29 protein-coding genes are annotated in these 21,965 nt (G+C 63.9%); 17 read left to right on the top strand and 12 right to left on the bottom strand.

Annotation, left to right across the window (positions count from 1 at the left end; genetic code table 11):
- Window positions 1–123: 123 nt before the first annotated feature.
- From AAHE99_RS12505 to AAHE99_RS12530, 6 genes are read left to right on the top strand one after another with little or no spacing between them, the layout of a single operon-like run.
- Window positions 124–681, top strand: a complete 558-nt coding sequence (locus AAHE99_RS12505) for an NUDIX hydrolase (protein ID WP_342117620.1) — start codon at window positions 124–126, stop codon at window positions 679–681.
- Between the two features lie 4 nt (window positions 682–685).
- Entirely contained in the window at window positions 686–1,393 is a 708-nt protein-coding gene (locus tag AAHE99_RS12510; protein WP_342117621.1) for a hypothetical protein, read from the top strand.
- Entirely contained in the window at window positions 1,390–2,076 is a 687-nt protein-coding gene (gene ispD, locus AAHE99_RS12515; RefSeq protein ID WP_342117622.1) for a 2-C-methyl-D-erythritol 4-phosphate cytidylyltransferase, read from the top strand. Before AAHE99_RS12510 ends, ispD begins: the two co-directional genes overlap by 4 nt.
- Window positions 2,073–2,570 (top strand): 2-C-methyl-D-erythritol 2,4-cyclodiphosphate synthase, encoded by a 498-nt coding sequence (ispF, locus tag AAHE99_RS12520; protein ID WP_342117624.1) that lies wholly within the window; start codon window positions 2,073–2,075, stop codon window positions 2,568–2,570. The genes ispD and ispF overlap by 4 nt, the downstream gene beginning before the upstream one ends.
- A gap of 2 nt (window positions 2,571–2,572) precedes the next feature.
- On the top strand, window positions 2,573–3,442 hold the full coding sequence (locus AAHE99_RS12525; RefSeq protein ID WP_342117625.1) for a cupin-like domain-containing protein: 870 nt from the start codon (window positions 2,573–2,575) through the stop codon (window positions 3,440–3,442).
- Window positions 3,443–3,486: 44 nt separating this feature from the next.
- The gene (locus tag AAHE99_RS12530) at window positions 3,487–4,014 is read left to right on the top strand and encodes a hypothetical protein (RefSeq protein ID WP_342117626.1); all 528 of its coding nucleotides are present in this window, start codon (window positions 3,487–3,489) and stop codon (window positions 4,012–4,014) included.
- Between the two features lie 6 nt (window positions 4,015–4,020).
- Here the strand turns inward: AAHE99_RS12530 and AAHE99_RS12535 are convergent, their stop codons facing one another.
- Both AAHE99_RS12535 and AAHE99_RS26795 read right to left on the bottom strand, forming a co-directional pair.
- Entirely contained in the window at window positions 4,021–4,188 is a 168-nt protein-coding gene (locus tag AAHE99_RS12535) for a hypothetical protein (protein ID WP_342117627.1), read from the bottom strand.
- Window positions 4,163–4,489: a BrnT family toxin gene (locus AAHE99_RS26795; RefSeq protein WP_446728918.1), complete on the bottom strand. Its 327-nt coding sequence runs from the start codon at window positions 4,487–4,489 to the stop codon at window positions 4,163–4,165. Before AAHE99_RS26795 ends, AAHE99_RS12535 begins: the two co-directional genes overlap by 26 nt.
- A 103-nt stretch (window positions 4,490–4,592) precedes the next feature.
- Here AAHE99_RS26795 and AAHE99_RS12540 point away from each other — a divergent pair, with 103 nt between their 5' ends.
- Genes AAHE99_RS12540 through AAHE99_RS12550 form a run of 3 tightly spaced genes read left to right on the top strand, consistent with a single transcriptional unit; the run spans window position 4,593 to window position 6,178 of the window.
- Window positions 4,593–4,895 (top strand): hypothetical protein, encoded by a 303-nt coding sequence (locus AAHE99_RS12540; protein WP_342117629.1) that lies wholly within the window; start codon window positions 4,593–4,595, stop codon window positions 4,893–4,895.
- A gap of 8 nt (window positions 4,896–4,903) precedes the next feature.
- A complete protein-coding gene (locus AAHE99_RS12545; RefSeq protein ID WP_342117632.1) occupies window positions 4,904–5,758 on the top strand; it encodes a hypothetical protein in 855 nt (284 codons plus the stop codon).
- 9 nt (window positions 5,759–5,767) lie between these two features.
- The gene (locus AAHE99_RS12550; protein ID WP_342117634.1) at window positions 5,768–6,178 is read left to right on the top strand and encodes a VOC family protein; all 411 of its coding nucleotides are present in this window, start codon (window positions 5,768–5,770) and stop codon (window positions 6,176–6,178) included.
- Window positions 6,179–6,194: 16 nt separating this feature from the next.
- Here the strand turns inward: AAHE99_RS12550 and AAHE99_RS12555 are convergent, their stop codons facing one another.
- The 5 genes from AAHE99_RS12555 to AAHE99_RS12575 form a co-directional block, all read right to left on the bottom strand.
- A complete protein-coding gene (locus AAHE99_RS12555) occupies window positions 6,195–6,872 on the bottom strand; it encodes a flagellar brake protein (RefSeq protein WP_342117636.1) in 678 nt (225 codons plus the stop codon).
- 202 nt (window positions 6,873–7,074) lie between these two features.
- Window positions 7,075–8,049, bottom strand: coding sequence for an FHA domain-containing protein (locus AAHE99_RS12560; protein WP_342117637.1), 975 nt, complete (start codon window positions 8,047–8,049; stop codon window positions 7,075–7,077).
- Window positions 8,046–9,362 (bottom strand): S1 family peptidase, encoded by a 1,317-nt coding sequence (locus AAHE99_RS12565; protein ID WP_342117639.1) that lies wholly within the window; start codon window positions 9,360–9,362, stop codon window positions 8,046–8,048. The genes AAHE99_RS12560 and AAHE99_RS12565 overlap by 4 nt, the downstream gene beginning before the upstream one ends.
- Before the next feature lie 35 nt (window positions 9,363–9,397).
- Entirely contained in the window at window positions 9,398–10,051 is a 654-nt protein-coding gene (gene ribA, locus AAHE99_RS12570) for a GTP cyclohydrolase II (protein ID WP_342117641.1), read from the bottom strand.
- A 97-nt stretch (window positions 10,052–10,148) separates the two neighbouring features.
- Window positions 10,149–10,844 (bottom strand): pirin family protein, encoded by a 696-nt coding sequence (locus tag AAHE99_RS12575; protein ID WP_342117642.1) that lies wholly within the window; start codon window positions 10,842–10,844, stop codon window positions 10,149–10,151.
- Between the two features lie 105 nt (window positions 10,845–10,949).
- Between AAHE99_RS12575 and AAHE99_RS12580 the strand changes: the two genes are divergently transcribed.
- The 5 genes from AAHE99_RS12580 (at window position 10,950) to AAHE99_RS12600 (ending at window position 16,629) form a co-directional block, all read left to right on the top strand.
- The gene (locus tag AAHE99_RS12580; protein WP_342117643.1) at window positions 10,950–11,894 is read left to right on the top strand and encodes a LysR substrate-binding domain-containing protein; all 945 of its coding nucleotides are present in this window, start codon (window positions 10,950–10,952) and stop codon (window positions 11,892–11,894) included.
- Window positions 11,895–11,988: 94 nt separating this feature from the next.
- Entirely contained in the window at window positions 11,989–12,924 is a 936-nt protein-coding gene (locus AAHE99_RS12585) for an EAL and HDOD domain-containing protein (RefSeq protein WP_342117644.1), read from the top strand.
- On the top strand, window positions 12,917–15,073 hold the full coding sequence (locus AAHE99_RS12590) for a putative bifunctional diguanylate cyclase/phosphodiesterase (RefSeq protein WP_342117646.1): 2,157 nt from the start codon (window positions 12,917–12,919) through the stop codon (window positions 15,071–15,073). The genes AAHE99_RS12585 and AAHE99_RS12590 overlap by 8 nt, the downstream gene beginning before the upstream one ends.
- A 78-nt stretch (window positions 15,074–15,151) precedes the next feature.
- Window positions 15,152–15,718, top strand: a complete 567-nt coding sequence (locus AAHE99_RS12595; RefSeq protein WP_342117647.1) for a glutathione binding-like protein — start codon at window positions 15,152–15,154, stop codon at window positions 15,716–15,718.
- A complete protein-coding gene (locus AAHE99_RS12600; protein ID WP_342117649.1) occupies window positions 15,715–16,629 on the top strand; it encodes a DMT family transporter in 915 nt (304 codons plus the stop codon). Before AAHE99_RS12595 ends, AAHE99_RS12600 begins: the two co-directional genes overlap by 4 nt.
- Here the strand turns inward: AAHE99_RS12600 and AAHE99_RS12605 are convergent.
- The gene (locus AAHE99_RS12605) at window positions 16,626–17,006 is read right to left on the bottom strand and encodes a KGG domain-containing protein (RefSeq protein ID WP_342117651.1); all 381 of its coding nucleotides are present in this window, start codon (window positions 17,004–17,006) and stop codon (window positions 16,626–16,628) included. The two genes, AAHE99_RS12600 and AAHE99_RS12605, sit on opposite strands and share 4 nt — an antisense overlap.
- Window positions 17,007–17,133: 127 nt before the next feature.
- Between AAHE99_RS12605 and AAHE99_RS12610 the strand changes: the two genes are divergently transcribed.
- The 3 genes from AAHE99_RS12610 to AAHE99_RS12620 are packed head-to-tail and all read left to right on the top strand — an operon-like array spanning window position 17,134 to window position 18,337.
- Window positions 17,134–17,559, top strand: a complete 426-nt coding sequence (locus AAHE99_RS12610) for a DUF1810 domain-containing protein (protein WP_342117652.1) — start codon at window positions 17,134–17,136, stop codon at window positions 17,557–17,559.
- Window positions 17,556–17,936 carry a glutaredoxin gene (locus AAHE99_RS12615; RefSeq protein ID WP_342117653.1) on the top strand — a complete coding sequence of 127 codons (381 nt, stop codon included), beginning with the start codon at window positions 17,556–17,558 and terminating at the stop codon, window positions 17,934–17,936. Before AAHE99_RS12610 ends, AAHE99_RS12615 begins: the two co-directional genes overlap by 4 nt.
- Complete coding sequence (locus tag AAHE99_RS12620) at window positions 17,936–18,337, top strand: PPC domain-containing DNA-binding protein (RefSeq protein ID WP_342117752.1); 402 nt, start codon at window positions 17,936–17,938, stop codon at window positions 18,335–18,337. The genes AAHE99_RS12615 and AAHE99_RS12620 overlap by 1 nt, the downstream gene beginning before the upstream one ends.
- Here AAHE99_RS12620 and AAHE99_RS12625 read toward each other — a convergent pair.
- From AAHE99_RS12625 to dgt, 4 genes are read right to left on the bottom strand one after another with little or no spacing between them, the layout of a single operon-like run.
- Complete coding sequence (locus AAHE99_RS12625; protein ID WP_342117656.1) at window positions 18,294–19,559, bottom strand: dipeptidase; 1,266 nt, start codon at window positions 19,557–19,559, stop codon at window positions 18,294–18,296. The two genes, AAHE99_RS12620 and AAHE99_RS12625, sit on opposite strands and share 44 nt — an antisense overlap.
- Window positions 19,556–19,780: a DUF3820 family protein gene (locus tag AAHE99_RS12630; protein ID WP_342117657.1), complete on the bottom strand. Its 225-nt coding sequence runs from the start codon at window positions 19,778–19,780 to the stop codon at window positions 19,556–19,558. Before AAHE99_RS12630 ends, AAHE99_RS12625 begins: the two co-directional genes overlap by 4 nt.
- A gap of 5 nt (window positions 19,781–19,785) precedes the next feature.
- Window positions 19,786–20,724 carry an AraC family transcriptional regulator gene (locus AAHE99_RS12635; RefSeq protein ID WP_342117658.1) on the bottom strand — a complete coding sequence of 313 codons (939 nt, stop codon included), beginning with the start codon at window positions 20,722–20,724 and terminating at the stop codon, window positions 19,786–19,788.
- Entirely contained in the window at window positions 20,721–21,944 is a 1,224-nt protein-coding gene (gene dgt / locus AAHE99_RS12640; RefSeq protein WP_342117660.1) for a dGTP triphosphohydrolase, read from the bottom strand. Before dgt ends, AAHE99_RS12635 begins: the two co-directional genes overlap by 4 nt.
- Window positions 21,945–21,965 lie beyond the last annotated feature (21 nt).

Here is a 21,965-nt window from a genome sequence, read left to right on the forward strand (position 1 = left end):
GGTAAACCTGGGTCTGACCCAAGGGTCAGACCCGGATCTGCTGCGGGCGCGGGCCATCATCCGCAAGACCGTACAGGGTCTGACCCTTGGGTCAGACCCAGGTTTACCGGTTTGAAAGAAGACATGGACAAGCACCTAAAAGAAACCAAGATAGAAGGCAGCATTGCCTACGACGGCGGCTTCCTGAAAGTCCACCGCGACACGGTAGCCCTGCCCGACGGCAAGCACACCTCGCGCGAGTACATCAAACACCCCGGCGCCGTCGTGATCATCCCCGTGCTGGACGACGGCACGATCCTGCTGGAGCGCCAGTACCGCTACCCGAACGACCGCGTCTTCATCGAACTCCCGGCCGGCAAGATCGACCCGGGTGAAGACCCGCTGGCCTGCGCCATCCGCGAGCTGGAAGAAGAAACCGGCTACACCGGCACCGACTGGCAGTTCGTCTGCACCATCCACAACGCCATCGCCTACTCGGACGAGCACCTGGACATCTACCTGGCGCGCGGCCTGACCGCCGGCGAGGCCAAACTGGACGAAGGCGAGTTTATTGAAACCTTCACCGCCACGGTGGATGAAATGCTGGACTGGGTGCGCAACGGCCAGATCACCGACGTGAAAACCGTGATCGGCGCCTTCTGGCTCGATAAGCTGCGCTCAAACGCCTGGAAGCTGGACTGAGGCCATGTACATCCTGCGCTTCCTGCTGCTGGTTGCCGCGCTGAGCGCAGGCCAGGCGCAGGCGGCGCAGGTCAAGCGCACGCCGTTCCAGATCCGCTGCGAGGATACGATCAGCAAAACGGTGTCGGTGCTGTCGGCGCGCCAGAGCGGCTACACGGTCAACACCCAGCTGTCGTACAAGCAGCTGTCCGCCATGAAGACGGACAAGATGCCGGCCACCGGTTTCGTGCTCGGCCTGACCCGCACCGAATCGCGCGTGCAGATTGGTCTCGATGGCCCGATGCTGACCGACCCGGTAAGCGGCTACGAATGCGTGGCGCCGCAGATCAAGGTGCAACTGACCTATGCGCCGGTGCGCATTTATGTCGGCAATGAATTCCCGCCGGGCAGTTGCGGGTATGCGGAGATTCTGTCGCATGAATTGCGGCACATGAATGCGTATATGGAGCATCTGCCCAAGGTCGAGGAGATCGTGCGCTCCGCGCTGGCGCGGCGCTTTGAGGCCAAGCCGCTGTACGCACCGGCCGGCACCGCGCGTTCCGCCCTGGCGCATGAAATCGACAGCGGCTGGATGCCGTACATCAAAGCCGAAATGGCCAAGGTGGAGGCGCTGCAGGCCGCCATCGACTCGCCGGCCGAATACGCCCGCCTGGGCAAAGCGTGCAACGGTGAGATACAAAGTATTTTGAGAAAGTCACGTAGCAAAAAATGAATCGCTATTTCGCATTGATCCCAGCCGCCGGAGTCGGCGCGCGCATGGCGGCGGCCAGCCCCAAACAGTATTTGCCGATCAACGGCGTGCCGATGCTGCAGCATACGCTGGAAGCTTTCCGCCGCAGCGATCTGATCGCCCACACCTACGTCGTGGTCAGCGCCGGCGACGGCTATATCGATTCGGTGACGCCGGAGCGCGGCGTGACTGTCCTGCGCTGCGGCGGCGCCACGCGCATGGATTCGATCCTGAACGGCCTGCGCGCGATCCGCGCCGAAGTGAGCGACGACGATATGGTGCTGGTGCATGATGCCGCGCGCCCCGGCTTGACGCCAGCCTTGATCGCCAAGCTGATCGCCACTGTGGGCGAGCACGAAGGCGGCGGGCTGCTTGCGCTGCCGGTGGTGGACACGGTAAAGTCCACGCGCTCGGGCGCGGTGGAGACCACGCCGCGCGATGGCTTGTGGCTGGCGCAGACGCCGCAGATGTTTTCTTACGCGCTGCTGCTGCGGGCCTTGGCGCTTGCGCCGGACCCGAATGCGATCACCGACGACGCCAGCGCGGTCGAGATGCTGGGGTATTCGCCCAAGCTGGTCGAAGGCCATCCACGCAATATGAAGGTGACGCTGCCGACTGACATCGCCATCGCAGAAATGTATTTAGGACAGGATTCTCAAAAATGACGCAACTCCCATTCCGTATCGGCCAGGGTTATGACTCGCACCGCCTGGTGGAAGGCCGCAAGCTGATACTCGGCGGGGTCGAGATCCCGCACGAGCGCGGGCTGCTGGGGCATTCGGATGCCGATGCGCTGCTGCATGCGATTACCGACGCCATCCTGGGCGCGGCGGCTTTGGGCGATATCGGCAAGCACTTCCCGGACACCGCCGAAGAATTCCGCGGCGCCGACTCGCGCGTGCTGCTGCGCGAAGCTGCCAAGCGGGTGCGCGCCACCGGCTACGATATCGGCAACGTCGACTGCACCATCATCGCCCAGCGCCCGAAGATGGCGCCGCACATCGCCACCATGGCAGCCAACATCGCCGCCGACCTCGGCGTGCCGGTCGGCCACGTGAACGTGAAAGCCAAGACCAACGAAACGCTCGGCTACCTTGGCCGCGAAGAAGGCATCAACGCCGAAGCCGTGGCATTGCTCGTGCTGCGCGCGGGAGCGTAGGCGTGTCGTCCCGCTTGCCGCCGCTGGAGGCGTCTCGCAGCGTGCCGCCCGAAGGCGAAGCCGCGAAGGCCGAAGCCCGCGCACGACGCGATGCGCAGGTGCGCGGGGTGGCTTCGATGCAGGAAATGCGCGAAGCGATCCGCGCCGCCAGCCGTACCGTGCCGGCGATTGACGCCGTGCCGCGCGTGCGCCCGATGAGCGCGACGGCATTTCGCGCCCGCGCCAAGGAAGGCCTGCCATTCCTGGTCCCCGGCGCAGTTGCCCGCTGGCCGATCTGTGCGCTGCAGCCGGATGTGCTGCGGGAACGCTTCGGCGAAGTACACGTACGCGCCCGCGTCGGCGACTACGTCGGCACCGCCTTCGCTCCCGACCGCGCCATGCAAGACATGACCATGCGCGCATACCTCGACCTGGCCGACGCCACCGAAGGCCTGCCGCCATACCTCGGTAACCTCGAACTGCGCGAACTGAATAGCCTGTGCCACTGGCCGACGTACTTCGAAAAGATGGGCCCGCCACGATTCTGGATCGGCCCAGCCGGCACCGTCACGCCACTGCATTGCGATTTCGACGACAACATCTTCGCCCAGGTGTGGGGCACCAAGCGCATCTTCCTCGCGCCGCCACATCACGACGAATTCCTCTACACGCGCGAAGCCAACCCTGTGCTGTTCGGCAGCCCCTTCGACCCGGAGGCGCCAGACTTCGAGCGCTATCCGCTGGCGAAGCGAGCCACCATGCTGGAAGTGATCGTCCAGCCGGGCGACATGCTGTATGTGCCGGCCGGCTGGTACCACCAGGTGCGCGCGCTGACGTTCTCGCTGTCGTCCAACCGGTGGGCGCGTGGCGTGCCGTACTTGATTTCCTGTTAAGTGACGCCAGATGGTGGTCTCCACTAACAATGAGAGACCACTACATGCGTCAATTCGCCACCGCACTCGTATTCGCAGCCGCCGCCATGCTGGGCGGCGTTAGCCATGCTGCCGACACCGTGCCCGCCTATATCGGCAAGCACGTCACCAGCCAGCAGGATACGGATGCGATCAACAAGATCATCCAGGACTTCCAGGCCGCGATCATCAAGAAAGACCAGAAGCTGCTCTCCACCCTGGTACTGAACTCCAACATCCTGTTCGATGCGCCTGCCGATCCGAAGTTCATTGCCGAGGTCCGCAATAAGCTCGACGTCACCTTTGATGGCCTGCGCAGCGGCGGCTTCAACGACTTCGCACGCTTTATCGCCACCAGCAAGGAGCCGGTGGAAGAGAAGTTCTACAACGTGAAGATCACGCAGGACGGCCACGTGGCGTGGGTGATGTTCGATTACGAATTCCAGATCGGCGGCAAGACCCAGAACCACGGCATCGAAACCTGGCAGATGATGAAGAACGCCGACAACCAATGGAAAATCGCCAGCGTGATGTGGACGATGAACCGCCCTTGATGGTAACTATTTCTTCTGCCGAGGGCGGTTGATGTAAGCGAGGACTTGCAGCTTTAGATCTTCAATCTCGGCAGATGTCGCTGGGCGGCCCTGGACTGTTACTTGGCTTCCCTTCCAGAATCCTCTTGGAATTTCCGGGCTGTCCTCATCAAAGATGATGTCTTCGTCGTCCATTGCATGGACTCGGGCCCAATCCGTTTTGCTTAAGCACTTCTCGGATGTAATTTCGGGACTCTCTTCGATTTGCTTTTCGAAATGAGATGACATGGATTTCCTCTGCTGTAAGCGTGTGAATGATAATTACGACTTGTCCTGCAAGCATCCCAGTTGAGCAATAACGTCGCTCTGTGTAAGCAAATCGCTGGTCCTCCTTTGAGATGATTGCGCCGGTAAATACGCACGCGACGTCCACGAAGTCCAAACCGTGGGAGCGAAGATTTTCGATCCTTTTAGATTCGTTCCAAGCAAATTTCATGGTATGCCTGTTAGTGGAAGTCTTCAAGCAAGCGCGGCAGATGGGTTTATTGTCGGGCGGGTGTACGGCACACGTGTTGAGGTGGATCAGGTAACATGTTGGGATGACAAGAGATCTGTTTGAGTATCGCGAGGTGGCGGTGGAGTCGCTGGAGGAGGGCGGCCAGGTGGTGGTGCGTGCGGTGAATGGGCAGGCGTTCAGCCCGGAGATGCGGGTGCAGTGCTCGCAGCGTTTGCGGGACACCAGCGTCTACCCGCTCGGCACCAGCTTCCTGGTGATGGCGAAGATGACCGACCGGCTGGGCGGCGAGCCTTACCTGTACGTCTTCCACGGCGATCCGGTAAAGGTGCTGACGCCGCAGCAGCTGGACACCTTCCTCAACGACCGCCGCCGCTTGCGGATCTAGGAGCGCCGATGAAGCCATTCATCGCAGCCTTGCTTGCCGTGCCAGCGCTGGCCAGCGCGCAGCCCGCCGATCCGCAGCCAGAGGAGCTGCTGCAAATCGTCTTCCCGAAATGGGCAGACGAGGAGGGCGGCCGCGTCGTATCGATCCCCACCAGCACGGTGACGCGCGGCTGGGACACCCGCCAGGGCAAGCAGCGCAAAGTCGCCATCGTCCCGCGCCAGGTGGTGCGCGTGGCGCCCGACCGCCTGGTCCTGCTGGCGGCCATGACGCCGGTTGGCGAAAGCGGCGACCTGCAGGTATCGCACGGCACACCGATTGGCCTGTCTGCCTATACCTTCAAGCCTGGCAAGGATGGCTGGCAGGTGGCCCGGCGTCAGGAACCTTTTGACCTGCAGGGCTTCGAAGGGCGGGTGCAAATGGACGTGGTGCCGCTGCCAGCCGCGCCGCACGCCCTGCACGTAAGCTGGGGCAGTTGCTGGCAGGGGCATTGCGTGGACCTGTTCGCGCTATACGCCATCGGCATGGATGGCGTTCAGGCGCAGCCGCTGGTGCTGCAAAAGATCAAAGGCGGCAATGTGTACTCGCGTCCCGATTGCGTGGACCGGCTGGGTGGATTGCTGCCCGGCCTCGCGCCTCCGGACGGCGCGGATGAGAAGGTGCCGCCGGGGAAGTGCTATGCCGTTGAGGGCCGCTGGGAGATCTCCGGTGGCGGCGCGCTGACCATCCGCTTCAAAGGCGCGATGAGCACCGCCAGCAAACAAGCCAACGAGCCGGCCAGGCGCGTTGACCAGGTGATGAAATTCGAATTCCGTGGCGGGCGCTACGTGCCCGTCTCCGGCAGCAACCCCGTCCCAGACGCATAGGAGACTACCTTGATCAAGATTCGAGAGATTGACCACATCGTGCTGCGCGTTGTCGATGCCGACCGCATGATCCGCTTCTACACCGAAGTCCTTGGCTGCCACATCGAGCGCAGGCAGGACGAAATCGGCCTGATCCAGCTGCGCGCCGGCAGCTCGCTGGTGGACCTGGTCCCGATTGACAAGAAGCTGGGCAAGATGGGTGGCGCAGCGCCGGGCAAGGAAGGCCGCAATGTCGACCACTTCTGCTTCCGCGTCGAACCGTTCGACGAAGCCGCGATCCGCGCCCACCTGACCGCGCACGACGTGCCCAACGGCCCGTCCGAATCGCGCTATGGCGCGGAAGGCGAGGGCCCATCGATCTACGTCAACGACCCCGAAGGCAATACCGTCGAACTGCGCGGCGCGCCATTCCCCGCATAGGCGCCTGGGAATAAGCTTAGCGGTGGCCCGGGTTGTGGAGGATCTCGTCCACGATGGCTTTGAGCCGGGCTTCCTCTTCAGGCTCGATGATGGTGAATTTGCAGCCGAGGTGGAGCTGTTCGCCCAGCAGGAAGGAGCGCACCGAACGCGTGACGCGGACTTCCATCTCGGTGATGGTGATGGATTCGTCGCCCAGGGCCAGCACCACATCGCGCACTTTACGGCCCCGCAGCAAGCCTTTCATCTGGGCCTTCGAGCCACGCAGGCCAAGCCCACCCTGCGACAGATCGAAAACCGTCAGCTCATACGGCGTGGTGCCGTTCATCACGAACGAAGCCTCGAAGACGGAGCCCACCGGCGTTTCAACGCGCTCGAAGGCGCGGCGGTTCAATACCGTGCAGGTCTCGGGGAAGGTCAGTGGGATCAGGTGCGGCTGGCCGGGGAGCGATTTCCAGTCCTGGCTGGATAGCTTGAACTGCATCTTCGAGTTGCCAAGCACCGTGGCAAAGGTGATTTTCCCAGGCGGCAGGACCGACCCTTCGTTCAGCTCCATGACGAAATGGGGCTGCTCGGGATCGACCGACAAGATGCGTCCCAGCACCGGTTCACGGCTGCCTGCGGCATACATGGCGATGCAATCGCCATGGGTGGCCAGCACGGTCAGCGCGTCGCCGATCTCGTCTTCGGTTTCCATCTCAAACGAGTTAGTCGAAGCTGCGAATGGGGCTATCGCATCTTGTGGCCGGGGCGGACCTTTGCGGATCGGCGCGGCATGAGGTTCGTGGAGCAACATAGTGCCTCCTATTAATATCATTCTAGACGGTTAGAACCATCTATCTATAAATTAATAGTAGTCCAGAATTTTCCTCAAAGCAATATCTTTTGCTTAAAGCAAATCAATCTTCTTCGTCATCATCCTTCTTCAATTTCGACGATTTACGGGCCTCATCGGCTGCTGCTTTAAGCTTTGCGGCCTCGCCCATGAACTCATCCACGGTATGGTCCGGGCTTTGGCGCACCTCGGGCGGCAGGATCAGTGACATATACAACTCGTCCCGCAGACGGCCGGCGTTCTCGTAGTTGCGCATCAAAATCAGGCCGGAACCCAAGGCCAGGAAGATGGCGCAGGACGAGATGAAGGCGCGCGGCTTGTGCGGCTTGATGGTGCGCAGGTGGTTATAGATCATCGTCACCAGGATTAACATGACGACATGGTTGCCATAACGCGTGAACACTTCCGCCGACCAGGCATAGGCCAGCACGCCGCTGACGGCCTTCCAGGCGCCGATGGCGACCAGGCCGCTGCCCAGGATGAACAGGTGGCGTCCCAAGCGTGCATGGCCGCCGAACAGGCGATTGGCCAGCGCCCAGACGCCGCTCCACACCATGCCGATGCCAACACCGGATGCAATCACCAGCAGGTAGCGGATGGCCTGGAAGGTGCCGGTATCGGCCAGCGCTTCCGTTACGCCGACGAACAGGGCGATCAGCGCCAGGCCGGCCAGCGCCGGCACGCCGCCTTCCCAGGCGTGCATGGTGGTGTCGGTGACTTCCGCTTCGACCGGGAAGGCGGCATCGCGCACGCGCAGGCGGGTGTGGCCGAGGCGGACCACCGTGGTGCCGTTGATCGGCACCGAAGCCTGGCGCTTGCCATGCACCACGATGCCGTTCTGGCTGCCCAGGTCGCGCATCACCAGGCCGCCGTCTTCGGCCAGTTCCACCACCGCGTGGGTGGCGGCGGTGTGGGCGTCGTCCAGGATGAAATCGTTGTTGTAGCCGCGGCCGATCGTGATCGGCAGCGTGTTCACGCGGTGGCGGTGCAGCACATCGCCATTACGCGCCAGCGTCTCGATGAAAAACGGGCCGTTCATTTCTTGCTCCCGCGCGCCAGCGAATCAAGGAAGGCGCGCGAGGCACGCATGCCGTTTTCATACGACACACCGCGTGCATCGAGGCGGCTTTGCAGGTTCATCTTGCCCTCGTCGGTGCTGGACGTGAGCAGGGCGAAGTCGTACAGGCCGTCGAACTTGCGGTAGGCGCGCACGCACATCACGGCACGCATCGGCAGGCTGGAATTTTTGACGAATTGTTCGGTGCAGATCGGGCCGGTCAGGCGCTTGTCCTTGTGGCTGCCGAAGGCTTCGTTGCGGAAGGAGGCGCTGGACAGCACTGCGAAGCGCACTTCATCAAGGCCGGTGCTCTTCATGTACTGGTGCTGGATCTGCACCTGGCCGGTCTGCAGCGAGCTGGAAACGAACAGCGAGGATTCCATGGCGCAGTTGGTCAGCTCCACCGAGAACGAGTCGCGGTCGTTGGAGCGCCCCCAGCAGCGCATCTGCTCCGACTCGCGCACCGGCACCGAGTAGGGGCCCATGGCTTTGGCGGTCAGCGGCTTGGCAAGCAGCTGGTCGACCATCGCGGCCTGGTGCGCCAGCAGCTGCTGGGCGACGACCGCCGTGAAGTCTTTGGGCGGCTTGGCGTCGGGCGCGACTTTCTTCAGCAGCTCCTGCGCGTACTTGGCCGGCACCAGGAAGGACACCAGTTCGCCGTCCAGGCGCTTGGAGACGTTGACGCCGGCCACTTCGCCGTCCACGGTCACGCTTGGGCCGCCGCTCATGCCGGCGTTGATCGGGCCGGTGAACATCAGTTGCTCGTAGAAGCTGCGCGCGATCACGCCGTTGTAGGCGCCTTCGGAAATGGCGAAGCCCAGGTCGAGCGGGTTGCCGAGGGAGTAGAGGTACTGGCCCTGGGTCAGGCGGGCCGGTTTGTCGAGCTTGAAGTAGCCGGTGCCGTAGCGGTTCACGCGCACCACGGCCAGGTCATGCAGCACGTCCACCGCCAGCAACTCGATGCTGCCGCGCTGGCCTTCGGTATCGACCCATTCGCCGGTGTAGGTGTCCGGATCGAGGGCGAATTGCGAAACCACGTGGTAGTTGGTCAGCACCAGGTTGGAGGTGCCGACCAGGAAGCCGGAGCCGACCGAGGATTGGGTACGGCCGCTTTTCAGCAGCGAGCGTACCTGCAGCAGGTCGGCCTTGGCGGCGGAATAGAGTTTTTGCGCGGTGCTGGATGGCGTCGGCAAGGACACGGCATCCGTAGCGGCAGGGGCGGGCGCCTGCTGCGCATTGGCTGCCACGCACCCCCAGGTCAAAGTCAGTAGTAAAGCCAGTTTAGTGAATTTCATCTATTCCTTGACGCGGGTGCGGGGCGGGGGCTGGATTACAGCTCGCCGTCTTCGGCGGCTGGCGGGTTCACCGGGGTCATCATGTGTCCCAGTTTGAGCGCCTTGGTGTTCAGGTAGTGCTGGTTGAAGGCGTTGCGGTTGACCAGCAGCGGCACACGCTCGGCCACTTCAACTCCCAGGGAGCCCATGGCTGCGATCTTGCGCGGGTTGTTGGTCATCAGCTTCAGGCTCTTCACGCCGAACTGCTTCAGCATCGGTTCGACCAGGGCGTAGTTGCGCTGGTCGGGCTTGAAGCCCAGTTGTTCGTTGGCTTGCACGGTGTCGGCGCCTTGCTCTTGCAGGCGGTAGGCGCGCATCTTGTTGATCAGGCCAATGCCGCGGCCTTCCTGGCGCAGGTAAAGCAGCACGCCGCGGCCTTCCTGGGCGATGCGTTTCAGTGCGCCTTCCAGCTGGGCGCCGCAGTCGCAGCGCTGCGAGAAGAGGACGTCACCGGTCAGGCACTCGGAGTGGACGCGGGCCAGCACGGGCTGGCCGTCGCTGATATCACCCAATACCATGGCCAGGTGCTCCTTGCCGGTGGCGTGTTCGACGAAGGCATGCAGCGTGAACTGGGCCCACGGGGTCGGCAGGGCGCACGACGTGACGTAGTCCAGTTCTTCTTTTACCGGTTGTTCTGCTACGGGCTGCATGTTGCTCTTTCAATCTTTGTATTGTGTAACCCTACAATCATAACAAAGAACCGGTAAATCTGGGTCAGACCCAAGGGTCTGACCCTGGTTTACCGGTTTAAGGCAGGTCGAAGAGCAAGACTTCAACATTGTCCGCCGCAGACAAGACCACCTTCTCCTCACCGGTAATCTTGGCGGCATCGCCACCCTTCAACGCGGTGCCGTTGACCGTCAGCGAACCGCGGATCACGTGGACATAAGCCTGCCGCCCCGCCGCCAGCGTATGTTCCGCGCCGCCCTCGTTCAGGATCGAGGCATAGATATAGGCATCCTGGTGCACCAGCACCGACCCCTCGCGCCCATCCGGCGACGCCACCATCCGCAGCACGCCAGCCTTGCTCTCCGGCGTGAAGTGCTTCTCCTCGTACCCGGGCTCGATCCCGCCCTGCGAAGGCTGGATCCAGATCTGCAGGAAATGCACACCCTCGCGGTTCGAATGGTTGTACTCACTATGCCGCACGCCGGTACCTGCCGTCATGCGCTGCACATCGCCATAGTGCAGTACCGAGCCATTGCCCATGCTGTCCTTGTGTTCCAGCGCCCCGCTCAACACATAGGAAATGATCTCCATGTCGCGGTGGCCGTGGGTGCCAAAGCCCTGGCCTGGCGCCACCTTGTCCTCATTAATCACCAGCAGCGGGCCGAAGCCAACGTGTTTCGGGTCGTAGTAGTGGCCGAAAGAGAAGCTGTGCTTCGAGTCCAGCCAGCCGAAATTGGCGGTACCGCGTTCTTCAGATTTGCGAATTTGCAACATGATTAGCTCCTTGTGCGATAATTTCGATCAGATGTTTCACAGTATATGGGCGGTTCTTCGTGTAAAAAAGCGAATAATTTGCCTTCTTATAATCGAAAATTTCGAATGCTTAGACTCAGCCTGGAAGCCCTGCAAATTGTGGACGCCATCGACCGTGGCGGCTCCTTCGCTGCCGCCGCGCGCGAACTGTTCCGCGTGCCCTCGACCATCTCCTATACCGTGGGCAAGCTGGAGGAGGAGCTGGGCGTGCAGGTGTTCGAGCGCATCGGCCCGCGCGTCGAGCTGACCGCCGCCGGGCGCGAGCTGCTGAAAGAAGGCCGCTACCTGCTCAAGGCCGCAGGCGACCTGGAACAGCGCGTGCGCCGCGTGGCATCGGGCTGGGAGACCGAACTGGCGGTCGGCCTGGATTCGATGTTCAGCGCCACCGTGCTGGCGGACGATGTGGACGCCTTCTACGGCGTGACGCAGCAAACCCGCCTGCGCCTGGTGCAGGAAGCGCTGGGCGGCACCTGGGAAGCCTTGCTCGAACGTCGCGTCGACCTGGTGGTGGGCGCGCCAGGCGACGGGCCAGCCGGTGGCGGCTACGTATCGCAGGCCATCGGCCAACTGAAATGGGTGTTCGCCGTTGCGCCGCACCATCCGTTGGCCAAGGCGCCCGGCCCGCTGGGGCGCAACGACCTGCAGCACCACCGCGCCATCGTGGTCGCCGATTCCTCGCGCCTGCTGGCGCCGCGCACGGTGGGCCTGGTGCTGGGGCAGGACTCGCTGGCGGTACCGACCATGCAGGCCAAATTCGACTACCAGTTGGCCGGGCTGGGTTTCGGCTTCCTGCCGGAACGCTGCGCGCGGCAGGCGATTGCCTCCGGCCTGCTGGTGGAGAAGGCGGTGGAGGAGCCAAAGCCGGACGAAACCTTCTATCTCGCCTGGCGCAGCGGCGAGTCCGGTGCTGCGTTACGCTGGTGGCAAGAGCGCATGCGTGAGCCGGGTTTGTTCGATCGCCTGTGCCGCCACCTGCCGACTGTTGCGAATGGTCAAGAAATGCGCAGATGAGGTAGCTTTCATGTTGACGCCAGCCAACTGTTTCGGAGTACCATAAGGATCGTTTCCTCATGATTTCGAATGTATGACTAGTCCAGCAACTCCAGTGTTTTTAAAGCTACTCGCCGACCGCCAGGGCAAGCCAGGCGGCTTCCTGTTTTGCGGCAGCGGCGAACCGGCGCTGCCGGAGGAGCTGGGCGAGCTCGCCGCCAGGCTGCCGTGCTTCTTCAAGGAGTCGACGGCGGCGCCGCTGTCCGGGCAACTGGCGGCTGCCGGCTTCAAGGCCATGCCGGCCGGCGCCTTGCAGCGCAACGATACCGAATTCGAACTGGTGCTGGAGCCGAAGATCGACTGGATCGAGGGCGATTGGCCCTTGCAGGCGCCACCGCGTTCCACCGGCGCGCAAGCCGCTTCGCGCGCGATGGCGCTGCAGCTGGTGCAACTGGTCACCAACGACGCCGACACCCACGAGATCGAAGAGATCCTGCGCCGCGACCCGACCTTATCCTACCATTTGCTCAAGCTGGTGAACTCGCTCGGCATGGGCACCGGCCGCAAGGTGACGAGCTTCAGCCAGGCGATCCTGATCCTGGGCCGCCAGCAGCTGCGGCGCTGGCTGAACCTGATGCTGTTCGCGGCCCGCAGCGATGATGTGCGCTCGCCGATGCTGCTGGCGCGCGTCTCGGTGCGTGCGCGCACCATGGAATTGCTGGCGCGCGAAACCGGGCAAGGCAAGCAGGTGCAGGAGCAGGCCTTCATGGTCGGCATGTTCTCGCTGCTGGGCGTATTGTTCGGCGTGCCGCTGGGCGAGCTGCTGGCGCCATTGAGCTTGAGCGACGCGGCGCAGCAAGCCTTGCTGTCCAAGTCCGGCGAGCTGGGCGAGCTGCTCGGCATCGTCGAGGCTGCCGAGCATTGCGATATGGTGGCGGTGGCCAAGGGCCTGGAAGCGCTGCAGCTGCCGGCCATGGAGTTCAACCGCCTGGTGGCGGAAGCCAATTTGTGGATGTTGAGCGTAACCAGCGAAGCGGGCGGCAATGGATAAGGACCGGATAGCGCACTGCCTGAAACTCAGCCTGCTGGCCCGCAGCCAGCAGGGTGAGGAGCTGGCGGCTACGCTGGCCGAACTGGATGCCGCGCTGCAGGCGATCCAGTCGGCGCCGCCCGCGCTGCCCGGCGCGGAGATGATGCTCGACCAGGCAGGCTATCTGACGGCGTGGAATGCCGGCGCCGAACACCTGTTCGGCTATCGCGCCAGCGAGGCCCTGGGCCAGCACGTGCTGTTCCTGTACGACGGCGACGATGAAAACGGCGACATCGCCGAAATGGTGCTGGATGCCGACCACGCGGTGGCGGACGTCAAGCGCCGCAAGAAATCCGGCGAAGTCATCCGCGTACGCCTGTCGATTTCGCTGGAGCGCGACGCGGCGGGCCAGCCGACCAGCATGCGGGTGCAGATCGCGCCGCTGATGGAAGGCCTGACGCTGGAGGAAAAGACCAAGCTGCAGGCGCGCATCATCGAGGACAGCGACCAGGGCGTGCTGATTACCGACGCCAATGAACGCATCGTCTCGATCAACGGCGCCTTCACCCGCATCACCGGCTACAGCGCAGCGGAAGCGCTGGGCAAGACGCCGGATCTGCTGCGCTCCGGCGTGCACGACGCCGAATTCCGCGCCAAGGTGCGCGCCGCGATGCAGGGCGCCGGTCCGTGGCGCGGCGAGATCATCGGCAAGCGCAAGAACGGCGAGCTGTTCCCGCAGTCTGTGACCGTCAGCGCGGTGCGCGACGAGCAGGGCGCGATCAGCCATACCTTCTCGCTGTTCTCCGACATCAGCGTGCATAAGGATGCCGAAGCGCGCATGCAGCAGATGGCCAATTACGACTCGCTGACCGGCTTGCCGAACCTTGGCCTGCTGGGGCGCCTGCTGGAGCAGGCCATGACCGAAGCGCGCCGCAAGGGCGAGCATGGCGCGCTGCTGGTGATCGATTTGCCGCGCATGGGCGCCATCAGCGACACCCTGGGCTATGAAGTTTCCAATTCGGTGACGATCGCGGTAGGGCGCCTGTTCCGCCAGGTGCTGCGCGATGAGGACATCCTGGCGCGCCTTGACGGCGGCAGGTTTGCGGCAGCCTTGCCGCAGATCGAGAAGCGCGAGCACGCTGCCATCGTCGCGCAAAAGCTGATGGCGGTGCTGGAGTCGCCGATCCAGATCGGCAGCCACTCGCTGCAGATGAATGCGCAGATCGGCATCGCCGTGTATCCGGAAGATGCGCAGGATGCGCCGGAACTGGTGCGCGGCGCCGAGGCTGCGATGTCGCGCGTGGTGCCGGGCCAGGTGCCGGCGCTGCTGTTCTACAGCGAAGAAATGAACCAGCGCGCCAAGGAGCATCTGCGCATCGAAAGCGAATTGCGGCAGGCGCTGGCGAACAACGAGCTGCTGCTGTACTACCAGCCGAAAGTCAGCCTGCGCAGCGGACGTATCGTCGGTGCGGAAGCGCTGCTGCGCTGGCGCCATCCGGTGCGCGGGCTGGTGTCGCCGGGCGTGTTCATCCCGGTGGCGGAAGAGACGGGACTGATCCTCGAGCTGGGCAACTGGGTGCTGGAGGAGGCCTGCCGCCAGATCGCTGCCTGGCGCGACGCCAACCTGATGATGCCGCCGATTGCCGTCAACCTGTCGGCGCGCCAGTTCGACAGCCAGCTGCCGGAGCGCGTGGCCGACGTGATGGCGCGCCACCAGGTGCATCCCGAGCAGCTGATGCTGGAAATTACAGAGAGCCTGCTGGTGCGCGGCGCCGAGAATGTGATCGCCATCATGAATGAGCTGGTGGCGATGGGCTTGTCGCTGGCGCTGGATGATTTCGGCACCGGCTACTCGTCGCTGGCCTACCTGAAGAAATTCCCGATCAGCACCCTGAAGATCGACCGCGCCTTTGTGGTCGGCCTGCCGTTCGAGGAGAACGATTGCGCCATCGCGCGCGCCATCGTGACCATGGCCAAGCAGCTGCGGCAGGAAATCGTGGCCGAAGGCGTGGAAACCATCGAGCAGATGAGTTTCCTGCGCGAGCTGGGCTGCGACCAACTGCAGGGCTACCTGTTCAGCCAGCCGGTCGGCTCGGCGGACTTCGAACGCATGCTGCGGGAAGGCAAGCGCCTGGCGGTGACTGGGCGGCAGGCGTCGCTGGCCCTATAAAATCCGCCATTCCTGGATCTTTTCTGGGGCCAGGTGGCGGCGCAAACTATCCCTGACGAAACATGAAAGGGATGGGCCATGCTGGATTTCTACTACGTCGACACACCGCAAGGGCAGCAGCTGCTGATGTTCCTGGAAGAGACGCGCCTGCCATTCCGCCGCATCCCCAAGCCGACGTCGCTGGCCCTGGTCGACCACTGGCCGGCCGATGGCGGCGAGCCCTTGCCATTGCAGGATGCCGGCGCGGCGTTGCTCTACCTGGCCGAAAAAGCCGGATCCGGCATTCCCGCCACCATGCGCGGTCGGGTCGAAGCGCGGCAGTGGCTGTTCTGGCAGAAGGCATTCGAGTGCGAGGGCAGAGGCACGGCCGAGCTGTTCGGCGTACTTGAACGCAAGCTGGCGGACAGCGCCTACCTGTGCGGCGAGCAATACACGGTGGCTGACATCGCCTGCTTCCCCTGGGTCAGCACCCGCGGCGCCGAGCTCTCGGCATATCCCAGCCTGGCCCGCTGGTTCCACGCCATCAGCCAGCGCCCCGCCACCCAGCGCGCCTATGGCCGCCAATCAGCTGAGCAACTTTTGTCCGCTTTGGGGTCAGGAACGAATGTGGACAAAAGTTGCTTGCTGGCGGAGGTGTTGCCATGAGGCGGGGGGATGTGGGGCAGCTGGTGTCGGTGGCGGCGATTTGGGGGGCGTCGTATCTGTTCATCCGCGTCGGGGCGCCGGAGTTTGGGGCGGCGGCGATGGGGGGCGTGAGGGCGGTGGCGGCGGCGGCGTTGCTGTTGCCGCTATTGCTGTGGCGTGGGCAGCTGGCAACCCTGCGCCGGCATTGGCGTGGAATCGGTTTCGTCGGCGTGACCAATGCAGCGCTGCCTTTCCTGCTGTTTAATTTCGCGGCGCTGACCATTCCGGCGGGGCTGTCTTCGATCCTGAGCGCGACCACGCCGCTGTTCGCGGCCCTGATCGGTGCGATTTGGCTGGGCGAGCGGCTGACCATCGGGCGCATGGCCGGGCTGGCGCTGGGCTTCGGCGGCGTGGTGCTGCTGGTGGCGGGCAAGCTGCACTTCTTGCCGCAGCAGGATATGCTGCGCACGGCGCTGGCTTCGCTGGCCTGCCTGATGGCGACTTTGCTGTATGGGATTTCCGGCAATTTCAGCCGGCGCTATTTGTCCGATGCGCCGCCGCTGGCGGTGGCAGCGGGCAGCCAGCTGGTGGCGGCCATCTTGCTGATCGGCCCGGCGCTGCTGCTGTGGCCCGCCGCGCCGCCTTCCATGCAAGCCTGGGGCGCGGTGCTGGCGCTGGCGGCGCTGTGCACGACCTTTGCCTATGTGCTGTTCTTCGGCTTGATTGCGCGGCTGGGCGCGAGCAGGGCGATGAGCGCGCTGTTCCTGATCCCGGCCTTTGGTGTGCTGTGGGGCTGCGTATTTCTGGGGGAGAGCTTCTCGCTGCAGATGGGATTGAGCTGCCTGGTGATCCTCGCAGGTTGCGCGCTGACCACCGGGCTGCTACCGGAACCGTCGCGCTGGACGGTCCCGTTCATGACGAAACGCGCTTAACGTTTGTCATCATTTTTGTGGCTCTGGCGGCCGGCTTCGGCATGCTGTTCAGGCGTGCCGCCGCGGGTACCGCCACTACTGCCACCGCTGCTGCCGCCACCACCGCTTTGGCGGCTGCTGCCGGAGTCCGAGCTGGACTGGCGGCTGCCGTCGTTCTTGTGGCTCATGCTGCCGGCTTTGCGGGCTTCTTCCGAAGTAAACTCATGCGCGTTGCCGGAAGCGTGGGCGGCTTTGCCGCCTTCGCTGGCGATTTCACGCTGGCGTTCCGGATCCATCGAGGCGAAACCACGGTTGCTGGTATCGCCGCCGCTTTGCTTGTTGCCGCCCTGGCCGCCGGACTGTTTGGAGCCGCCTTTGTCTTGATTACTCGATGCCATGATCATCTCCCATTAGGTTCGAAGGAGTCGTCATGGTAGGCGGGGGCCATGGGCCTATTAATCAGAACACGCGACTAGACTTTGTAGGACAATGGCTCATTGAAAAGTAACTTTTCGAGGGGCCGCCATGTTCGAATTGGAACGTTTTGTCGCTGCTCAGGAAGGTATCTACCAACAGGTGGTCGATGAACTGTCGGCTGGACGCAAGCGTAGCCATTGGATGTGGTTCATCTTCCCGCAGCTGGCGGGCCTTGGCTTCAGCGCCATGGCGCAGCGCTATGCGATCAGCGGGCTGGCGGAGGCGCGTGCTTACCTGGCGCATCCGGTGCTGGGCGCGCGGCTGCGCGAATGCAGTGGGCTGGTGCAGGCTGTCCAGGGGGCCACGGTCCATGGTATCTTCGGGTCGCCGGACAATATGAAATTCCATTCGTCGATGACGCTGTTCGCGCAAGCTGCGCCGGAGGAAGCGCTGTTCCGCGCCTGTCTCGACAAATATTTTGGCGGTGCGCCCGACCAGGCCACGCTGGACTTACTGCTTAAGGAGAAACGATGACCCGCACCATCCTCGACGACGCCCACCTGCATCCTGCCATCCGCGAGCGCGTGGCCAAGAACCATGCCGATATCGTGGCGGAAGTGCAGGCGGCGATTGCGGCCAACCGCGTGGTGGTGGTCGGCATGCGCCAGAATCCCTTCCCGAAAAAGGCGCGCAAAATGCTCGATGCGCAGGGCACGCAGTACGCTTATCTGGAATACGGCAGCTACTTCAGCCAGTGGCGCCGCCGCACCGCGCTGAAGATGTGGACCGGCTGGCCGACGCTGCCGATGATCTTCATCGACGGCGTATTGATCGGCGGCGCGCAGGACCTGGAGCGCCTGATCGAGAAGGGCGAGTTCACCACCTTGGTGGCGCCGCGCCTGCAGGGATGATGGAAGCGCTGCCGTTACGCCTGAATCCGGGCGATGATTTGCGCGAGGCGGTGGAGCGGGCCTTGCGTGACGCGGGCGCTGCGGCGGGCTACCTGCTGCAAGGGATCGGCAGCCTGTCGGTGGCGCAGATCCGCTATGCCGGGCTGGCGCAGCCGACCGAGCTGCTGGGCGACCTGGAGATCCTGACCGTGGCGGGTTCGGTGGCGCCGGACGGCGCCCACCTGCACATGATGCTGTCCGACGCGCGCGGCCGGGTGTTCGGCGGCCATGTGGGCCGTGGCTGCATCGTGCGCACCACGGCTGAATTGCTGCTGGCGCTCCTGCCCGCGCACAGCTTCGCGCGCGAGCACGATCCGCTTACGGGTTTTGCGGAGCTGGCGATCCGACGCGCGCCAGGCTAGGCTTGCGTTCCTTTTGCAGCCTGGCGGCGACCTGCTCGGCGCGGGCGAAGGCGCGCACCAGGTTGCCGCCGGCCAGCTTGGCCAGATCCTTGTCGTTCCAGCCGCGGCGCACCAGTTCTGCGAACAGGGCGGGGTAGGTGGAGACGTCTTCGAGACCTTCCGGATTGGTGGCGCCGTAGTAGTCGCCGGCGATGCCGACGTGGTCGTGGCCTGCGGTGCGGGCTACGTGCTCGATATGGTCGGCCACCTGGGCCAGCGTGGCCTTTGGCGCGGGGCCGACCTTGGCGATGTAGGCGGCTTCGCGTTCCTTGAATTCCGGCGTGCCGGCTTCGGCGCTGCCGACCGCCTGCATCAGGCCTTTGCGCCAGGCGGCAACTTGCGGCGAGATGAAGGTCGGGACGAAGGTCACCATCACCACGCCGCCATTGGCCGGCAGGCGTTTCAGCACTTCGTCGGGCACATTGCGCGGGTGGTCGTTCAAGGCGCGCGCGCTGGAGTGGGAGAAGATGACCGGCGCTTCGCTGGTGTCCAGCGCCTGGTGCATCACTTCCGGGCTGACGTGGCTCAGGTCCACCAGCATGCCGAGGCGGTTCATTTCGCGCACGACTTCCTTGCCGAAGGCGGTAAGGCCGCCATGTTTACGCTCGCCCAGTGCGGCGTCGACCCAGTCCAGCGTGCTGTTGTGGGTCAGGGTCATGTAGCGTGCGCCCAGCTCGTAGTAGGCGCGCAGGGCGCCCAGGCTGTTCTCGATCACGTGGCCGCCTTCCATGCCGAGGAAGCTGGCGATCTTGCCTTCGCGCTTGGCCTTGGCGATGTCGCTGCTGCGGGTGGCCAGCACCAGCATTTCCGGATACTTGGCGATCATGCGGCGCGCCAGGTCGATCTGCTCAAGCTGGGCGACGGCCCAGCCGGTTTTCAGTTCGCCGGGGACGTAGACGCTCCAGAACTGGGCCGACAGCTTGCCTTGCTTCAGGCGCGCCAGGTCGGTTTCGTGCGGGGTGCGCTGGCGCAGGTCGTAATGCTCGATGTCCATCGAGTGGGCGGCGTCTTCGCGGATGGTCCAGGGCAGGTCGTTGTGGCCGTCGATCAGGGGCACTTTGTCGAGCAGGGCGCGGGCGTGGGCGAGGGCGGCGTCGCCGGAGGGTGCAGCGGAGGCGGCGAGCGGCAGGGCGAAGGCGGCGGCTACGGCGAAAGCGAGAGTGCGGGTGCTGCGGAACTTCATCGGTATCCTTTCGGCGCGCGCAGCGGGTCGAGCAGGCTGCGCAGGTTGTTGTGGTCAATCTCGTACATCAATGCCAGCAGCGCGCCCAGCTCCCCCTTGGGGAAGCCTTCGCGCGCCATCCAGCCCAGGTAGTGGCCCGGCAGGTCGGCCAGCTTGCGGCCCTTGTACTTCCCGTAGGGCATATCGCGTGCCACCAGCATGGCCAGGTATTCAGGGTTCATTGTTCTTACAGTGCTCGCACAGGTATGCAAATCTCGCAGGTGAAGCTGCCGTCGGACTGCGTTGCCAGCGCTTCGTAGCGCTCAAAGCATGGGCGCTCGTCGCATTGCAGGCCGCTTGACGGCAGCCACTCCTTCATCAGCCGGTTCCACACCGGGCCGATGTCGCGCGGCAGGCCGGTATAGCGGGTGACAGCGTAGCGCCCGCCGGGCAGCTTGGCAACGCTGAATTGCCCGCCCGGTTCGAAGCCGTCCGGAATTTCAACGCAGGCATCGTAGCGGCATTTGTCGGCCGGGGTGACGCTGGGATCGTCGTGGCCGATCCCATAGCAGGTGGCGCCGGCCAGGCCGTTGGCGAACAGCCAGGGCATCATCACGCGGCCCCAGAATTCGCCGATAGCCGGGCCGTAAGGTCCGATGTGGCGGCGGTAGGCGATGCGGGCTGGCGGCAGGTCGATCAGTTTGACTTCCATGGTGGTGTCTCCATATGGGTTGTTGGAGCCGCCATGTTCGCCGTTCCCGCCCTGGCCGGCCTGACCGTAGTTGCGGTTCGCCTGATCAGGATTGCTATTTTGCGCGCGCAGTCCGGCCAGGAAGGCGGCCGTGCGCTCGGGCGTATTGTTGCGCCATTCGGTCGGCGTGCTGCCGAAGCGGGCCTTGAAGGCGCGCGCGAACGCTTCGCCGGAGCCGAAGCCGGTGGCCAGCGCCACCTCCAGCACAGCGCCGCCGGCGGCCAGCTTGTGCGCCGCCACTTCCAGCCGGCGCCGCCGCACATAGTCGCCGATGGTTTCACCCATCCACGCTGCGAACAGGCGGTGGAAGTGGTAGCGCGAGAAGTTGGCGACGTCGGCCAGCGCCGGCAGGTCCAGCTGGGCGTCCAGGTTGCGGTCGATGTGGTCGAGCACCCGGTTCATGCGGCGCTCGTATTCGCTGCGCGGATCGTTCATGCGATGGGGTAGATGCGGTCAAGGCTGCCGGGGCCGAAGTATTTTTCGTACTCCCTGGCGGCGTAGGAGTCCATCATGCCCGAGATGTAGTCGACCACCAGGCGCTCGCGCGAGTCCTTCAGGCTGCGGATCGCCGGCGGCAGCAGGATGCCGCCCTTGTTGTAGCTCTTGTCGGTCAACACTTCAAACAGGCCGCGGATGATCTTTTCGCCGCGCTTTTCGTACAGCTGCACGTCCTTCTTGCGCAGGATGGCGCGCCACAGCAGGCTTTTCAGGCCGCGCGCCAGCAGGCCCTTGGTGCGGTAGCCCAGCTCGGGGCCGTGCTTGCCTTCGACCACGGCGATGTCGCGGCAAAGTTCGTGCACGATCTGCGACGTCAGTTCCTTGCGCAGCACGATCGAGTATTCCTCCGAGCTTTCCTGCATCTCGCAGTCCAGCGCCACGGCGTGGGCATGGTTGGCGATGGCGGAAAACTGCTCGTAGGCGCCGCAGAAGTCCTTGCTGATCTTGAATTCGTGGACGATCTCGCCCCAGGTGATGATGCCGAAGCTCAGCGCATCTTCCACGTCGTGCGCGGCGTAAGCGATTTCGTCGGCCAGGTCCATGATCTGGGCGTCGATGCTTTTGCGCAGGGAGACGCTATGCGCGGCCAGCTGGGCGCTCAGGAAATCATGGTCTTCGTCGTACAGGAATTTCTTGGGATTGTCGGCGCGGCGTTGGAAGTACTTGGTGATGCCAAGCAGCGAGCGCACGGTCAGGTTCAGGCCCGCATAGGCGTGGTGCTTCTTTTCCAGCGTGCGCAGGGTGCGGAAGGCTTGCGCATTGCCTTCGAAACCACCGGCATCGGCCACTAGTTCGTCCAGGATTTTTTCGCCGTAATGGCCGAAGGGCGGGTTGCCGATATCGTGCGCCAGCGAGCAGGTTTCCGACACCACGGTGCGCTCCAGCCCCAGGTCGGCAGCGATCGAGCGGGCGATCTGCGCCACTTCCAGGCTGTGCGTCAGTCGGTTGCGGTTGAAGCGGTTGGCGTCGACGCCGAGCAGCTGCATCTTGCCTTGCAGGCGGCGGAAGGAAGATGAGTACAGCACGCGCGCGTAATCGCGCATGCATTCCTCGCGGCCCTCGCTGCGGCCGTCGGCCTGGGCGTGGACCCGGTATTCCAGCGGCAGCACCAGCGCCTCCTGGGCGCGGGCGAATTCAATGGTGGTTTGATCGTACATGCGGTGATTCTACGGTATATT

Origin of the sequence: Pseudoduganella sp. OTU4001, assembly GCF_038440195.1 — a bacterium.
In the GTDB taxonomy this organism is placed as follows: Bacteria; Pseudomonadota; Gammaproteobacteria; order Burkholderiales; family Burkholderiaceae_D; genus Rugamonas.

Bases quoted from the DNA above. Each gene is read 5' to 3' on its own strand.
- AAHE99_RS12505 (WP_342117620.1), top strand. From the start codon at position 124: ATGGACAAGCACCTAAAAGAAACCAAGATAGAAGGCAGCATTGCCTAC.
- AAHE99_RS12510 (WP_342117621.1), top strand. From the start codon at position 686: ATGTACATCCTGCGCTTCCTGCTGCTGGTTGCCGCGCTGAGCGCAGGC.
- ispD (WP_342117622.1), top strand. From the start codon at position 1,390: ATGAATCGCTATTTCGCATTGATCCCAGCCGCCGGAGTCGGCGCGCGC.
- ispF (WP_342117624.1), top strand. From the start codon at position 2,073: ATGACGCAACTCCCATTCCGTATCGGCCAGGGTTATGACTCGCACCGC.
- AAHE99_RS12530 (WP_342117626.1), top strand. From the start codon at position 3,487: ATGCGTCAATTCGCCACCGCACTCGTATTCGCAGCCGCCGCCATGCTG.
- AAHE99_RS12535 (WP_342117627.1), bottom strand. From the start codon at position 4,188: ATGGACGACGAAGACATCATCTTTGATGAGGACAGCCCGGAAATTCCA.
- AAHE99_RS26795 (WP_446728918.1), bottom strand. From the start codon at position 4,489: ATGAAATTTGCTTGGAACGAATCTAAAAGGATCGAAAATCTTCGCTCC.
- AAHE99_RS12540 (WP_342117629.1), top strand. From the start codon at position 4,593: ATGACAAGAGATCTGTTTGAGTATCGCGAGGTGGCGGTGGAGTCGCTG.
- AAHE99_RS12545 (WP_342117632.1), top strand. From the start codon at position 4,904: ATGAAGCCATTCATCGCAGCCTTGCTTGCCGTGCCAGCGCTGGCCAGC.
- AAHE99_RS12555 (WP_342117636.1), bottom strand. From the start codon at position 6,872: ATGGAAACCGAAGACGAGATCGGCGACGCGCTGACCGTGCTGGCCACC.
- AAHE99_RS12560 (WP_342117637.1), bottom strand. From the start codon at position 8,049: ATGAACGGCCCGTTTTTCATCGAGACGCTGGCGCGTAATGGCGATGTG.
- AAHE99_RS12565 (WP_342117639.1), bottom strand. From the start codon at position 9,362: ATGAAATTCACTAAACTGGCTTTACTACTGACTTTGACCTGGGGGTGC.
- ribA (WP_342117641.1), bottom strand. From the start codon at position 10,051: ATGCAGCCCGTAGCAGAACAACCGGTAAAAGAAGAACTGGACTACGTC.
- AAHE99_RS12575 (WP_342117642.1), bottom strand. From the start codon at position 10,844: ATGTTGCAAATTCGCAAATCTGAAGAACGCGGTACCGCCAATTTCGGC.
- AAHE99_RS12580 (WP_342117643.1), top strand. From the start codon at position 10,950: ATGCTTAGACTCAGCCTGGAAGCCCTGCAAATTGTGGACGCCATCGAC.
- AAHE99_RS12590 (WP_342117646.1), top strand. From the start codon at position 12,917: ATGGATAAGGACCGGATAGCGCACTGCCTGAAACTCAGCCTGCTGGCC.
- AAHE99_RS12595 (WP_342117647.1), top strand. From the start codon at position 15,152: ATGCTGGATTTCTACTACGTCGACACACCGCAAGGGCAGCAGCTGCTG.
- AAHE99_RS12600 (WP_342117649.1), top strand. From the start codon at position 15,715: ATGAGGCGGGGGGATGTGGGGCAGCTGGTGTCGGTGGCGGCGATTTGG.
- AAHE99_RS12605 (WP_342117651.1), bottom strand. From the start codon at position 17,006: ATGGCATCGAGTAATCAAGACAAAGGCGGCTCCAAACAGTCCGGCGGC.
- AAHE99_RS12610 (WP_342117652.1), top strand. From the start codon at position 17,134: ATGTTCGAATTGGAACGTTTTGTCGCTGCTCAGGAAGGTATCTACCAA.
- AAHE99_RS12615 (WP_342117653.1), top strand. From the start codon at position 17,556: ATGACCCGCACCATCCTCGACGACGCCCACCTGCATCCTGCCATCCGC.
- AAHE99_RS12620 (WP_342117752.1), top strand. From the start codon at position 17,936: ATGGAAGCGCTGCCGTTACGCCTGAATCCGGGCGATGATTTGCGCGAG.
- AAHE99_RS12625 (WP_342117656.1), bottom strand. From the start codon at position 19,559: ATGAAGTTCCGCAGCACCCGCACTCTCGCTTTCGCCGTAGCCGCCGCC.
- AAHE99_RS12630 (WP_342117657.1), bottom strand. From the start codon at position 19,780: ATGAACCCTGAATACCTGGCCATGCTGGTGGCACGCGATATGCCCTAC.
- AAHE99_RS12635 (WP_342117658.1), bottom strand. From the start codon at position 20,724: ATGAACGATCCGCGCAGCGAATACGAGCGCCGCATGAACCGGGTGCTC.
- dgt (WP_342117660.1), bottom strand. From the start codon at position 21,944: ATGTACGATCAAACCACCATTGAATTCGCCCGCGCCCAGGAGGCGCTG.